The following is a 14,627-nucleotide window of genomic DNA, read 5'->3' as shown; positions in this document are numbered from 1 at the left end:
ATTTTTTTGGCCTTCCGTCATCCGCCTCATAAAATATGAACCTCGGTTTTATGCGCTTTCCGCCAGCTATTACTATCACGCAACCCTTCCGCCGACTCTTCCGCCACCGCACGCAGTTCATCGCTATCAGCCTCATGGCGTAGCTGGTGACCGACATTCTTTACCCACAAAAATTGGTGACCTTTATGCCCGGCCATCAGTTGGCCAGAAAACAAGGCACACGTCAGCAACATCACCGATAACGCTTTTGTCAACATCATCCCACCGTTCGGCTAAATCCTGTCGTTAGCATGCCGCGACTTACGTCGGGTTATTATTCAACAGTTCAAATTTGCGAAAAGGGTATGTCAACGTTGCAGGAGAAACGAGAGACAAAAAAAAACCGAGCCACTATCAGCCCGGTTTTCGTTTTAATGTGAGCGACCGCCGTTAATGTGCCGCTTCCGGTTTGTGCTTCTGCGCGCTGTGGAAGCCGTAGGTCAGCGCGTTTTTCTCGGCGTCCAGCGCCACGGTGACCTGACCGCCGTCCACCAGCGAACCAAACAGCAGTTCGTTAGCCAGCGGTTTTTTCAGGTTGTCCTGAATCACGCGCGCCATCGGACGTGCGCCCATCGCCCGGTCGTAACCCTTCTCGGCCAGCCAGTTGCGGGCCTCCTGGCTCACTTCCAGCGACACGCCTTTCTGATCCAGCTGAACCTGCAGCTCGACGATGAACTTATCCACCACCTGATGGATCACGTCGGTAGACAGATGATCGAACCAGATAATGTTGTCCAGACGGTTACGGAACTCTGGCGTAAAGATCTTTTTGATCTCTTCCATCGCGTCGGTGCTGTTGTCCTGCTGGATAAGACCAATCGATTTACGCTCGGTTTCACGTACGCCGGCGTTGGTGGTCATCACCAGCACCACGTTACGGAAATCGGCTTTACGCCCGTTGTTATCCGTCAGCGTGCCGTTGTCCATCACCTGCAGCAGCAGGTTAAAGACGTCCGGGTGCGCTTTTTCGATTTCATCCAGCAGCAGAACCGCGTGAGGATGCTTAATCACCGCATCGGTCAGCAGGCCGCCCTGGTCAAAACCAACGTATCCCGGAGGCGCACCGATCAGGCGGCTCACCGTGTGGCGTTCCATATATTCGGACATATCGAAACGCAGCAGCTCAATGCCCATCGCCTTCGCCAACTGGACGGTCACTTCCGTTTTACCCACCCCGGTTGGGCCAGCAAACAGGAAGGATCCCACCGGACGATGATCGTGGCCGAGGCCCGCACGGCTCATCTTGATGGCTTCGGTCAGCGCATCGATGGCGTTATCCTGGCCGAATACCAGCATTTTCAGGCGATTACCCAGCGTTTTCAGCGTATCGCGATCGCTCTGGGAGACGCTTTTCTCCGGGATTCGCGCAATGCGCGCGACCACGGATTCAATGTCCGCCACGTTGATCGTTTTCTTACGCTTGCTCACCGGCATCAGGCGAGCGCGGGCGCCAGCCTCATCAATCACGTCAATTGCTTTATCCGGCAGATGACGATCGTTGATGTATTTCACCGCCAGCTCCACCGCCGCGCGCACCGCTTTGGCGGTATAGCGAACGTCGTGGTGCGCTTCGTATTTCGGCTTCAGGCCGTTCAGGATCTGCACGGTCTCTTCTACGGACGGTTCGGTAATATCGATTTTCTGGAAACGACGCGCCAGCGCCCTGTCCTTCTCAAAGATATTGCTGAACTCCTGGTACGTGGTCGAACCCATCACCCGAATCTTGCCGCTGGAGAGCAGCGGCTTAATCAGGTTTGCGGCATCCACCTGCCCACCCGACGCGGCACCCGCACCAATAATGGTGTGGATTTCGTCAATGAACAGAATGCTGTTGGTGTCCTGCTCTAACTGCTTGAGCAGCGCTTTAAAACGTTTTTCGAAATCGCCGCGGTATTTGGTACCCGCCAGCAACGAGCCGATATCCAGCGAATAGATAGTGCAATCGGCCATGATTTCCGGCACGTCACCGCGCACGATGCGCCATGCCAGGCCTTCGGCAATCGCCGTTTTCCCGACGCCGGATTCCCCCACCAGCAGCGGGTTGTTTTTACGACGGCGGCACAGCACCTGAATAGCGCGCTCCAGCTCTTTGTCACGGCCGATCAGCGGGTCAATTCCCCCAACGCGAGCAAGCTGATTAAGATTGGTGGTGAAGTTTTCCATACGTTCCTCCCCGCCTGCTTGCTCTTCATTAGGTTGCTGATTTCCGGAATCGGAAGGCTGGCTTGGCTCGTCTTTACGCGTGCCGTGAGAGATGAAGTTCACCACGTCGAGACGGCTGACTTCATGTTTGCGCAGCAGATAGGCGGCCTGCGACTCCTGCTCGCTGAAAATCGCCACCAGTACGTTGGCGCCGGTAACCTCGCTACGCCCGGAAGACTGGACGTGGAAGACCGCGCGTTGCAGAACACGCTGGAAGCTGAGCGTCGGTTGAGTTTCGCGCTCTTCTTCACTGACCGGCAGAACCGGCGTGGTTTGTTCGATGAAGGCTTCGAGTTCCTGACGCAGCGCCACCAAATCGACCGAGCACGCTTCCAGCGCTTCACGGGCTGATGGGTTGCTGAGCAGCGCCAGCAACATATGCTCCACGGTCATAAACTCGTGACGGTGCTCGCGCGCTCTGGCGAAAGCCATGTTTAAACTGAGTTCCAGTTCTTGATTGAGCATTGGCACCTCCCCCAATTTTCATGCCTGTATCAGGCTTGTTCCAGCGTACACAGCAGCGGATGCTCGTTCTCCCTCGCGTACTGATTCACCATCGCAACTTTGGTTTCGGCGACTTCTGCCGTGAAAACACCACAAATTGCTTTACCCTGATAGTGAACCGTTAGCATCAACTGTGTTGCGCGTTCTACATCATAAGAAAAGAATTTTTGTAACACGTCAATAACAAACTCCATCGGAGTGTAATCATCATTGACCAATATCACTTTATACATTGACGGGGGTTTAAGCCCATCCTGAAGTTTATCTGCCGCAAGCTGGTCGAAATCCAGCCAGTCTCTGGTCTTGCTCATTGTCAGTCATCATCGTCGGTGTCATCAATTGCTGCTGACGAGGCTGCGTCCACGTAAGGATCCGTATTATTGACAGGATTAATGACACATCTCCCGGCCAGCACGTCACCTTTTGTTCCTGTGCATACAGGCTCTTAATTTACTGTAGATCATAGATAACTATCACCTATAGCTGTCATCCGCGAACTCTGTCACATTCCCGTCAATAGCGTTAACTGCTTCAAATTTTGATGCATTTTACCCCTTTAGCCCTCCGCAAACGCTTGACGCACTGTGCGAAATATCTAAATTGTACTGGCGAGAGTTGGTGAGGTTTTGAACAACTCCTGACTCCACCACCGGTTCATTCCATCTACTTATAAACGTATAATAGAGTTACGAAGGATGTCGAAGTATGGAAATGGGTACTGTTAAGTGGTTCAACAATGCCAAAGGGTTCGGTTTTATTTGCCCGGAAGGCGGTGGCGAGGACATCTTCGCCCATTACTCCACCATCCAGATGGATGGGTACAGAACGTTAAAAGCCGGACAAGCCGTCCAGTTTGATGTCCACGAGGGGCCGAAAGGTAATCATGCTAGCGTGATTATCCCCGTGGAAGCAGAAACAGCCGCCTAGTTTACTGCCCCATTGTGTACATCCCGCTGTCAAAATGCCAGTCCTTCTGACTGGCATTTTTTCATTTATTTTTCGCCGTTATTCCCGCGCCAGCGCATCCACCGGATCCAGCCGTGCCGCGTTTCTCGCCGGTAGCCAGCCAAACAGCACGCCGGTGAGGGTCGAGCAGATAAACGCCGTCAACAGCGCCAGCGGTGAAAAACCAATCTCCCAGCCCGGCAGCACCACCTGGAGCAGCAGCGCAATCATCAACGACAGCGTGACGCCCAATGCGCCACCCACCAGGCACACCAGAATCGCCTCGATCAAAAACTGCTGCAGGACGTTGCTGGCCCGCGCGCCGACCGCCATACGAATGCCGATTTCTCGCGTCCGTTCCGTTACCGACACCAGCATGATATTCATCACACCAATACCGCCAACCACCAGCGAGATCACCGCCACCAGCGTTAAGAACAGCTGTAATGTATGTGTGGTGCGTTCTGCCGTTTTCAAGATGCTGTCCATGTTCCAGACAAAGAAATCTTTCTTACCGTGACGCAAACTGAGCAGCCGGGTCAACTGCTGTTCGGCGAAACTGCTGTCGTAGCCCTCTTTCACCCTTACGGTAATTGAGTTCAGCCACGCCTGCCCCATCACCCGTCCGGACATCGTTGAATACGGTAACCAGACGCGCAGAATCTTGCTGCTGCCAAACATCGACTGTTTCTCATCCGCTACGCCAATCACCGTCGCGGGCGTATTACCCACCAGTATCACTTCCCCCACCACGCTGGCCTTATTGGGAAACAGCTGACGGCGCGTATTGCTGTCCAGTACTACCACCTGCGAGCGTTCTGCGGCCTGGACATCATTAAAGGTATTGCCCTCGCTGAAGGTCATACCATAGACGTTGAAGTAGTACTGACCAATACCCTGCACGCTGGCCGCGACGTCGATATTCCCTGCACGGATGCGCAGATTTTTTGACACCGACGGCGTCACCGAGCTGACCCAGGACTGCTTTTCGATCGCCAGCAGATCGTCATACTTCAGCGATTGCTGATACTGCGGATCGTCATCGCCGAAATCTTTCCCCGGATACACATCAATGGTATTGGTGCCAATGGAACGAATATCGGCCAGCACCATCTGTTTGGCCGCATCGCCCACCACCACGATAGACACCACCGAGGCGATGCCGATAATAATCCCCAGCATGGTCAGTAGCGTGCGCATTTTATTCGCCACCATGGCCAGCCAGGCCATCGACAACGCTTCGCGGAAGCTGTTGCTGAACTGCCCCCAGCCGGAGGTGTTCTGCATCACCGGCTGACGCGGCGCGACCGCGGTTTGCCGCGCCGGAGGGTTATGGATAATTTCACCGTCGCGAATCTCAATCACGCGCTCTGCCTGCGCGGCCACCTGCGGGTCGTGGGTAACGATAATAATCGTGTGCCCTTGCTCTTTAAGCTGATGGAGAATCGCCATCACCTCTTCACCGGAGCGGCTATCAAGCGCACCGGTAGGTTCATCGGCGAGGATCACCTGGCCGCCGTTCATCAGCGCACGGGCAATACTCACCCGCTGCTGCTGGCCCCCGGAGAGCTGAGAAGGCGCATAATCGACGCGATCCGCCAGCCCCAGACGCTGCAACAGCTGCTTCGCCCGCGCCAGCCGCGCCTTACGTTCCACGCCCGCGTACACCGCCGGCACTTCCACATTCTGCGCCGCCGTCAGGTGCGACAGCAGGTGATAGCGTTGAAAAATAAAGCCAAAGTGCTCGCGGCGCAGCGCGGCCAGCGCATCGCCGTCCAGCGTCGCCACATCGGTTCCCGCCACGCGGTAGGTGCCGCTGGTCGGCTTATCGAGGCAGCCGAGAATGTTCATCAGCGTCGATTTCCCCGAACCCGAGGCGCCGACTATCGCCACCATCTCACCGGCGTTAATTTGCAGCGAGACACCCTTGAGTACCTCAACGCTACCGTCACCCGACGCGTAGCTGCGCCGAATATCGGTCAGTTCAAGCAGAGCGGTCATTTTACCGCTCCGGCTTTACCTTCTCCGATTATCACTTCATCGCCGGCTTCCAACCCTTTAGCGATCTCTACGTCAGTATCATTGCGCGCACCGATGACCACTTCGCGCGTTTTCACTTCACCGTTGCGCAGTAAACGTACGTTATAGCGATTATCTCCTACGCTATCGCCCAGCGCCGACAGCGGAATGGTCAACACATCATTGACGCCGCCGAGCTGGATATGCACCTGCGCGGTCATCTCCAGACGCAGGACACCGTTAGGGTTCGGCACTTCAAAACGGGCATAGTAGAAGATGGCATCGTTGACTTTTTCCGGCGTCGGCAAAATATCTTTCAGGGTGCCTTCGTAGCGGGTCAGCGGGTCGCCAAGCACCGTAAACCAGGCTTTTTGTCCCGGTTTAAGATGAATGACGTCCGCTTCGGAAACCTGCGCTTTCACCAGCATAGTGCTGAGATCCGCCAGCGTCAGAATGTTGGGTGCCTGCTGGGCAGCAATCACCGTCTGCCCTTGCAGGGTCGTAATTTGTGTCACTTCGCCACGCATCGGGGCCACGATACGCGTGTAGTCGAGATTGGTTTTGGCCGTATCGAGCGAGGCCTGATTGCGTTTAATCTGCGCATCGATGGTCCCTATTTGCGCCTGTTTTACCGCCATATCGGTGGCCGCGGTGTCCAGATCCTGGCGTGACACCACCTGGGTTTTCGCCAGCTGTTGCTGACGGGAAAAGGTGACGCTCGCCAGCTTCCATTCCGCTTCTGCCTGCTTGCGCTGTGCGCGCAATTCCATTAGCGTGGCTTCCACTTCTTTAATCTGGTTCTCCGCCTGTTCCGGGTCAATCACCCCTAGAAGCTGATCTTTTACTACCTTATCGCCGATGTTCACCGACAGGGTTTTCAACTGCCCGCTAACCTGCGCGCCGACGTCAACTTTACGCAACGCATCGAGCTTACCTGTCGCCAGCACGCTCTGTTCAAGCGAGCCTTTACGCACAATCAGCGTCTGGTAATTGGGCAACGGCGCGTTGAGCATTTTCCAGACGGCGATGAGCGCCACGATAAGCACGGCAAGTATCAGCCAGTAGCGTTTTTTAAACTTTCCCTTGATGATCATAAAATCCTGAAATCCCCAAAAATTTCGACAAATTGTGAAGTCAAACTTCAACGCAAGCTAAACAAGTTGAGAAAAGTCTTAGCAAACACCGCTACCCCGCTAATTGATTCTCTCTGGTGATGCTAAAATCGCCATCCATATGTAATTCTGGATAGTAAACCATGTCACAGCTCAGCGAAAATTCATTCGAATCTTCCCGCCAACCTTCCGCACTCGGCCTCTTTTTTAGCCTGTTTAGCGGGCAATGGCGTCCCGGTGAATTCTGGAACCAGCGCAGCTTCCGCCGGAAGTTTATGCTGCGTTCTTTACTGATGCCACGTCTGAGCCGCGAATGGATGAATGAACTGTCGCAATGGTCCCATCTCCATACCCTGCTCACCCGTCAACCGCGCTTGCCGGTGCGCCTGCATCGCCCTTATCTGGCGGTCAACTTTAGCCGCCATCAGGTACTGGATGCGCTGCGTTATCACTATACGCTGCTGTCAGAGGCGATGTCCTCAGAAGAGTTCGCAACCTACCTGAATACACAGGCCCTGCCGCTAGCGCAGATTGAGGGTAAAAATGGCGATACGTATACCCTTGAGCTGACCATGCAGATTAATCTGGATAAAGAAGGCGATAGCACCATTTTGATGCGCAACGCCGACGGCGATGTACTGGCGGAAATGACCTTTACCCTGCTGAATTATCATCATCAACGCACGCTGTTTATCGGTGGCCTGCAGGGCGGTAAACGCACTTTGCCGCATGAGGCTATCCAGAATGCGACGAAATCCTGCCACGGTCTGTTCCCGAAACGCCTGGTGATGGAGGCCATCTGCCGATTAGCCGAACGCCTGCACGTAGAGCAGATCCTCGCCGTCAGTAACGATGTGCACATTTTTCGCGGCGAACGCTACCAGGACAAGAATAAAAAGATTCTTTCTGATTATGACACCTTCTGGGAAGCCGTAAGCGGTGAGCGTGACAATGAAGGGTATTACCATATCCCTGTCGCCATCCCCCGCAAAGATATTGCTGAAATTGCAAGTAAAAAACGCGCGGAATACCGCCGTCGCTACGAGCTAATGGATGCTATTCAGACCCAGATGTCAGGCTTATTCAACCGACCTTAATCTTTTTTTCTACACGCTGCTGATGTAGCGTGTAGATATCAACCAAAAATAAACACTAGCAATGTTAAACGCTTCATCAACAAAGCATAATCTTCACATTCTTTGCATTTGTTGAAATTACGTTGAAGGTTCCGTTGATTAAATAGGCAAAACCTCCAGAAATGAGATTTTTCCTATGTCGAGCATTGCCGATTTTTCTGCTTCTACGCCTCCACAACCTGAATCCAGCTGGCACCTTTTTCGGCTACTGTCGACCGGCACGCTTGCACCCGGTCGCGCGTGGAAAAACCCGGCGTACCGACGTAAGTTCCTGCTGCGTTCGCTCAGTACGCCCAGAATGACCGGCAAGCTACTCGGGACGCTGACCAAGCAGCCGCATCTGATGCAGATCCTTAACGTACAGCCCGGTCTGCCGTGCCGACTGCATCGCCCATGGCTATGCACGCACCTGAACCACCAGCAAACCATTGATGCGCTGTGCTGGCACTATCAGCAACTGCTGACCCTGCTGCCGGAAAGCGTCGCCAGCGGCTATCTTTCCACGCGCGGCGCTCTGCTCGCGACGCTTAATGGTAAAGAAGGACAGCAGTACAGCATTCGTCTGTGTGCTGACGCGATGCTGGATAAAGAAGGCGAGGCGACGCTGACCTTCCACGACGACAGCAACACCGTGCTGGCAGAGCTGACGTTTACCTTGTGCCAGTACAACGGGATGAATACCTTCTTTGTGGGCGGCCTACAGGGAGCGAAAGCCGATGTTCCGCACCAGCTCATTCAAACCGCGACCAAAGCGTGTCACGGTTTGTTCCCAAAACGCTTAGTGGTAGACGCGCTGCTCACGCTGGGCTCGCTGCTCTCCGTTTCACACGTACGCGCCGTCAGCAATGAAACGCACATTTATCGCAGCCTACGCTACCGCCGTAAAAAACGCGGCAAGCTGCATGCCGACTACAACAGTTTCTGGGAGTCGTTGGGGGCACAGGTCGACGAGGAAGGTGATTACGTTTTACCGCTGGCGTTGGCGCGTAAATCAATGGAAGAGATTGCCAGCAAGAAGCGCGCAGAGTACCGCCGTCGCTATACGCTGCTGGACGAGCTCCAGCAGCAAATTAGCGAAATAGTCCAGCGTTAATCCGCTTTCCCGCGCGCCAGCCAGACGACGCGGGAAAACATTTTCTTCAGTAAGGGCGGAACGGCTTCAGTACCGCGCCGCCCAGCTTCCATCGCCACTTCAATCGCCAGATCGGGTTTCGATGAACGGTGTATCGCCTTGGTGATCACCCGGCGCATATTCATCGGGATGTTTTCCGGCAATTGCGCCACGCGGTGATAAACGCTGGAAAACCCCTGCCGGTACATAAAGTGTTCCATATCCGGCGCGGGCAGCGTCGTCAGATGATGATGTTCGGCTTCACGATCGTTGTTCAGCAGGCTGCGCACCGTGGCCGCATATTTTTTTCCTGCCTCATCACCATCGACCAGCACGTGCCACTCTATCCCCATCCGCTGGGCGAATTTGATCAGCGGCTTAAGCCCGGATTGGGCAAACTCAATCACTTTGACCCCTTCAGCATCGAAATGGTGCCCGCACTGGCGCGCCAGCTCGTTGATCACCCAGGTTTCGGTTTCACCTTCCACCAGCAGCCAGCAGCGCGCAAACAGCGACGAAGCGCGATTAAAACGAATGTGGAACGAAATGCGGCGACTGTCTTCGGCGTTCATTCCCTCCGGCCCCAGCCGCCAGGCCGACACGCGGGAAGACTCACGGACCAGGCGGCAGACGTTTTGCATCGGCGTGAGCGACAGTAGCTCACCGGAATTGGTGGTGGCCACACGCTGTAACGGCAGCAAATTCAGCAGATTCCAGGCCACCGACAGCATAATAGGATGCAGCCGCGTTTCCGGGTCCTCCACTAACAGCAGCGGACGCGCGTCTCTATCGAGCTTGACCGACCCCTTCGCCTGCAGCAGCGTCGCGAACATACCCAACAGAATCACCCGATGATTACGCGCACCGGGCTTATCGATCATACGGTTAATCAAATCCAGATAGCGCCAGCTACGCTGCTCGTCGTGCGAGCGACGGCGCATCAGACGTTGGATAGCCGGACCTGAACCCTGTTCAGAGAAATAGTGTTCCAGCAGCTGTCCCATCGCCGCCAGCCCCTGGCGGATCTGGCCATCGCTGAGATTCTGCGGGCTCGTCACCAGCTCGCGGGAGAGATAATCGAGCTGGCGCGCGGTGATCTCCACGTCAGGCACATCCGGCACGGTACCGCTGCGGATCCGGCGCATAAAACGGGCATCACGCAGGCGCAGTACCGGCATCAGGCGAATCAACTCACGCGCCTGACCGTCAATATCGTCAATGTCCAACGCCTGGCCGTCGCTGTCGATAAAACTGCGTAGCGTCAGCACGCTACCGTCGGCGGCCAGCTCACCTTCCAGGCGGTAGAAAATACGTCGAAAACCGTCGTCGCACAGCGTCCAGCAGTCGGAGAGCCCGCGGTAGCGTCGGCCCCGGTAGCGGCCAGGTTCATTTTCGCGAAAGGTCAGTATGATGTGCAGATGGTGCTCGCGCCCCTGCAGGTCGCCGGGCGGAAACCAAAAATCGTTATACACAAAGTGATACAGCTCATCATGCGGCGAGAGCAGTAACGTGAGCGCGTCCAGCAGGCTCGATTTACCCCACGCGTTTTCGCCGATTAAGACGTTATTCTCCTCCAGCATTAACGATAATCGATTAATGCCGCGAAACCCTGCAATTTCGGTGCGCTCAAGAAGCATAACCCCTCCGTAACACGATAGCTGCCATCCCTTCGTTATCGGCAGTATAGCGGCATGCGTCGCACTTGACACCCGGCTGGCACGCCGCCTGCGTACGGAGTGATGCTTTATTAACCGCTGAAAGTAATAAAGTGCGTTCTCTATCACCTTCCACGATTATTCCGAAAATAATGCACTACACTCTACTTCAAAGAATAAATTGCTCAAGGAATAACACCACATTGTTTTGTATCAAAGTTCGGCTATTTATTTAACTGGTGAGGGATGACGTTCGTTTTTAAAATAATGAGGACTATGCCTGCCACCCATTTTGGTAGGGATATATTCAGTCGTCACCCTTTATGACGATAATAATTTTTAATTCGAGGTGGTTATGTTTAGAAAATTGGCTGCAGAGTGCTTTGGCACCTTCTGGCTGGTATTTGGTGGTTGCGGTAGCGCCGTTCTGGCTGCAGCATTCCCGGAATTAGGGATTGGCTTTGCGGGCGTTGCGCTGGCGTTCGGTTTAACCGTTCTCACCATGGCATTTGCCGTTGGCCATATCTCTGGCGGCCATTTTAACCCGGCAGTGACCCTGGGCCTGTGGGCCGGCGGTCGTTTCCCGGCCAAAGAAGTGATTGGCTATATTGTCGCACAGGTTGTCGGCGGGATTATCGCCGCTGCCGTATTGTATTTAATCGCCAGCGGTAAAGCAGGCTTTGACGCGGCGGCCAGCGGTTTCGCCTCCAACGGTTACGGCGAACATTCACCGGGCGGCTATTCAATGCTTTCCGCGATTGTGATTGAAATCGTACTGACCTGCGGCTTCCTGCTGGTGATCCACGGTGCAACAGACAAAAATGCCCCGGCAGGCTTCGCGCCGATCGCCATCGGCCTGGCGCTGACCCTGATTCACCTTATCAGCATCCCGGTGACGAACACCTCCGTTAACCCGGCGCGTAGCACCGCGGTCGCTATTTTCCAGGGCGGCTGGGCGCTTGACCAGCTGTGGCTGTTCTGGGTGATGCCGATCATCGGCGGTATCCTCGGCGGCGTGATTTATCGCACCCTGCTGGAAAAGAAATAAGCCTTCTGTAACCCGGGCATGGCGTGAATGCGCCAACCCGGCAAAGAAAGACCCGGTACAGCCGGGTCTTTCTTTTTTCGCAGCTTTACTCAGTATGCGGTTTTCGGTAGTGTCTGTGCGCGATTTAAATACTACAAGGAAGCGTGTTCGTTATGTTATCGGGACTCCTCATCATTCTGGTGCCGCTGGTTATCGGCTATCTGATTCCCCTTACCCACCGCGGTGCGCTGCAGCTGATCAATCGCCTGCTCAGTTGGATTGTTTATCTGATTCTCTTCTTTATGGGGATCAGCCTGGCATTTCTGGATAATCTGGCGGCGAATCTATTATCCATCTTCCACTATTCTGCTATTAGCATTGTGGTTATTTTACTTTGCAATATTGCGGCACTGCTGTGGCTGGAAAAAGTGTTGCCGTGGGGACATCCGCATCATCAGGAAAAATTACCCTCACGCCTCGCGATGGCGCTGGAATCATTAAAGCTGTGCTTTGTGGTTATTGCCGGTTTTGTTCTCGGACTCAGCGGGCTTTCCTTTTTACAGCACGCCACCGATGCCAGCGAATATACGCTCATTTTCTTGCTGTTCCTCGTCGGTATTCAGTTGAGAAACAGCGGCATGACCCTGCGACAAATTATTCTCAACCGCCGCGGTATGGTGATCGCGTTAGTCGTGGTAGCCAGTTCGATGGTTGCCGGCATCATCAATGCGTTTCTGCTTGGTTTGCCCATTAAAACCGGTCTGGCGATGGCCTCCGGATTTGGCTGGTACTCGCTGTCCGGCATTCTGCTGACCGACGCCTACGGCCCGGTAATCGGTAGCGCCACCTTCTTTAATGACCTGGCGCGCGAACTACTGGCCATTATGCTCATTCCCGGTCTGGTACGCCGCAGTCGCTCCACCGCGCTTGGCCTGTGCGGCGCAACGTCAATGGACTTCACCCTACCGGTCCTCCAGCGCTCCGGCGGCGTGGAAATGGTCCCTCCCGCTATCGTCCACGGTTTTATTCTTAGCCTGCTCGTACCGCTGATGATGGCCTTCTTCACCGCTTAATACCTCCATGGCGGTAGCCTTCGCTGCCGCCAAAATTGCGCTAAATCAACCTCCCTTTAAGTTGCACTAAAAATGCCTTTTCAAGGTTGAGTCTCAGGCTTACCCTTAAACATGTATATTAAATATAACTTTAAAAGGTGTGACCATGTTTTGTGTGCAATGTGAACAAACCATCCGTACTCCGGCAGGGAACGGCTGCTCTTACGCGCAGGGTATGTGCGGTAAAACGGCTGAAACGTCCGATCTACAGGATCTGCTGATTGCGTCTTTGCAAGGTCTGTCCGCATGGGCGGTGAAAGCACGTGAATACGGCATCATCAACCACGACGTTGATAACTTCGCCCCGCGCGCGTTCTTCTCCACCCTGACCAACGTTAACTTCGACTCCCCGCGTATCGTGGGCTACGCCCGTGAAGCGATTGCCCTGCGTGAAGCGCTGAAAGCGCAGTGCATGACCAAAGACGCTAACGCGACCGTCGATAACCCAATGGCCGACCTGCAGCTGGTCAGCGACGATCTGGGCGCTCTGCAAAAACAGGCGGCGGAATTTACGCCGAACAAAGACAAAGCGACGATTGGCGAGAACATTCTTGGCCTGCGCCTGCTGTGCCTGTACGGCTTGAAAGGCGCGGCAGCTTACATGGAACATGCCCACGTTCTCGGCCAGTACGACAACGACATCTACGCTCAGTACCACAAAATTATGGCGTGGCTGGGTACCTGGCCTTCTGATATGAACGCTCTGCTGGAGTGCTCTATGGAAATCGGCCAGATGAACTTCAAAGTGATGAGCATTCTGGACGCCGGTGAAACCACCAAATACGGCCACCCAACCCCGACTCAGGTCAACGTGAAAGCCACTGAAGGTAAGTGCATCCTGATCTCCGGTCACGACCTGAAAGATCTCTACAACCTGCTGGAACAAACCGAAGGCACCGGCGTTAACGTCTATACCCACGGTGAAATGCTGCCAGCGCACGGCTACCCGGAACTGCGTAAGTTCAAACACCTGATCGGTAACTACGGCAGCGGCTGGCAGAATCAGCAGGTTGAGTTCGCTCGCTTCCCTGGCCCAATCGTAATGACTTCTAACTGCATCATCGACCCAACCGTTGGCAGTTACGACGATCGTATCTGGACCCGCAGCATCGTCGGTTGGCCGGGTGTGAGCCACCTGGAAGGCGATGACTTCGGTCCGGTTATCGCCCAGGCCCAGCAGATGGCGGGCTTCCCGTACAGCGAAATTCCGCACCTGATCACCGTAGGTTTCGGTCGTCAGACGCTGCTGGGCGCTGCTGATACGCTGATCGACCTGGTGAGCCGTGAAAAACTGCGTCACATCTTCCTGGTCGGCGGCTGCGACGGCGCGCGCGGCGAACGTAACTACTTCACCGACTTCGCCACCAGCGTACCAGACGATTGCCTGATCCTGACCCTGGCGTGCGGTAAATACCGTTTCAACAAACTGGAGTTCGGCGATATCGAAGGCCTGCCGCGTCTGGTCGATGCCGGTCAGTGTAACGATGCTTACTCTGCCATCATCCTGGCAGTCACGCTGGCAGAGAAACTGGGCTGCGGCGTCAACGACCTGCCGCTGTCTCTGGTGCTCTCCTGGTTCGAACAGAAAGCGATCGTAATTCTGCTGACCCTGCTGTCACTGGGCGTGAAAAACATCGTCACTGGCCCAACGGCGCCTGGTTTCTTCACGCCGGATCTGCTGGCTGTGCTCAACGAGAAATTCGGTCTGCGTTCCGTGACCACCGTTGAAGAAGACATGAAGCAGCTGTTGAGCGCGTAAGGAGTA

At 54.7% G+C, this 14,627-nt stretch carries 12 protein-coding genes; 6 read left to right on the top strand and 6 right to left on the bottom strand.

What is annotated here, in order from left to right; genetic code table 11:
* Window positions 1–26: 26 nt before the first annotated feature.
* From M989_RS21470 to clpS, 3 genes are all read right to left on the bottom strand, one after another.
* Complete coding sequence (locus M989_RS21470) at window positions 27–257, bottom strand: DUF2554 family protein (protein ID WP_064548738.1); 231 nt, start codon at window positions 255–257, stop codon at window positions 27–29.
* A 172-nt stretch (window positions 258–429) separates the two neighbouring features.
* Entirely contained in the window at window positions 430–2,706 is a 2,277-nt protein-coding gene (gene clpA / locus M989_RS21465; RefSeq protein WP_064548723.1) for an ATP-dependent Clp protease ATP-binding subunit ClpA, read from the bottom strand.
* 29 nt (window positions 2,707–2,735) lie between these two features.
* The gene (gene clpS, locus M989_RS21460; protein WP_064548721.1) at window positions 2,736–3,056 is read right to left on the bottom strand and encodes an ATP-dependent Clp protease adapter ClpS; all 321 of its coding nucleotides are present in this window, start codon (window positions 3,054–3,056) and stop codon (window positions 2,736–2,738) included.
* A 394-nt stretch (window positions 3,057–3,450) separates the two neighbouring features.
* Between clpS and cspD the strand changes: the two genes are divergently transcribed.
* Window positions 3,451–3,672 (top strand): cold shock-like protein CspD, encoded by a 222-nt coding sequence (gene cspD / locus M989_RS21455; RefSeq protein ID WP_064548719.1) that lies wholly within the window; start codon window positions 3,451–3,453, stop codon window positions 3,670–3,672.
* Window positions 3,673–3,750: 78 nt separating this feature from the next.
* Here cspD and macB read toward each other — a convergent pair whose 3' ends face one another.
* Window positions 3,751–5,691: a macrolide ABC transporter ATP-binding protein/permease MacB gene (gene macB, locus M989_RS21450; RefSeq protein ID WP_064548717.1), complete on the bottom strand. Its 1,941-nt coding sequence runs from the start codon at window positions 5,689–5,691 to the stop codon at window positions 3,751–3,753.
* Window positions 5,688–6,803, bottom strand: coding sequence for a macrolide transporter subunit MacA (gene macA, locus M989_RS21445; RefSeq protein WP_064548715.1), 1,116 nt, complete (start codon window positions 6,801–6,803; stop codon window positions 5,688–5,690). The genes macB and macA overlap by 4 nt, the downstream gene beginning before the upstream one ends.
* Before the next feature lie 161 nt (window positions 6,804–6,964).
* Between macA and M989_RS21440 the strand changes: the two genes are divergently transcribed.
* Together M989_RS21440 and M989_RS21435 are read left to right on the top strand one after the other, a co-directional pair.
* Window positions 6,965–7,918 (top strand): VirK/YbjX family protein, encoded by a 954-nt coding sequence (locus M989_RS21440; RefSeq protein ID WP_064548713.1) that lies wholly within the window; start codon window positions 6,965–6,967, stop codon window positions 7,916–7,918.
* A 175-nt stretch (window positions 7,919–8,093) separates the two neighbouring features.
* A complete protein-coding gene (locus M989_RS21435) occupies window positions 8,094–9,050 on the top strand; it encodes a VirK/YbjX family protein (protein ID WP_064548711.1) in 957 nt (318 codons plus the stop codon).
* Here the strand turns inward: M989_RS21435 and M989_RS21430 are convergent.
* Window positions 9,047–10,705, bottom strand: a complete 1,659-nt coding sequence (locus M989_RS21430; RefSeq protein WP_064548708.1) for an ATP-dependent endonuclease — start codon at window positions 10,703–10,705, stop codon at window positions 9,047–9,049. The two genes, M989_RS21435 and M989_RS21430, sit on opposite strands and share 4 nt — an antisense overlap.
* A gap of 373 nt (window positions 10,706–11,078) precedes the next feature.
* Between M989_RS21430 and aqpZ the strand changes: the two genes are divergently transcribed.
* From aqpZ to hcp, 3 genes are all read left to right on the top strand, one after another.
* On the top strand, window positions 11,079–11,771 hold the full coding sequence (aqpZ, locus tag M989_RS21425; protein ID WP_064548706.1) for an aquaporin Z: 693 nt from the start codon (window positions 11,079–11,081) through the stop codon (window positions 11,769–11,771).
* Window positions 11,772–11,923: 152 nt separating this feature from the next.
* Complete coding sequence (locus tag M989_RS21420; protein WP_064548704.1) at window positions 11,924–12,823, top strand: LysO family transporter; 900 nt, start codon at window positions 11,924–11,926, stop codon at window positions 12,821–12,823.
* A gap of 145 nt (window positions 12,824–12,968) precedes the next feature.
* Window positions 12,969–14,621 (top strand): hydroxylamine reductase, encoded by a 1,653-nt coding sequence (hcp, locus tag M989_RS21415; protein ID WP_064548703.1) that lies wholly within the window; start codon window positions 12,969–12,971, stop codon window positions 14,619–14,621.
* The last annotated feature ends 6 nt before the right edge of the window (window positions 14,622–14,627 follow it).

This window comes from Kluyvera georgiana ATCC 51603, assembly GCF_001654985.1.
GTDB classification, from domain to species: domain Bacteria; phylum Pseudomonadota; class Gammaproteobacteria; order Enterobacterales; family Enterobacteriaceae; genus Kluyvera; species Kluyvera georgiana.
The sequence above is the reverse complement of the archived record's forward strand: the minus strand, read 5'-3'. Positions and strand labels throughout refer to the sequence as shown.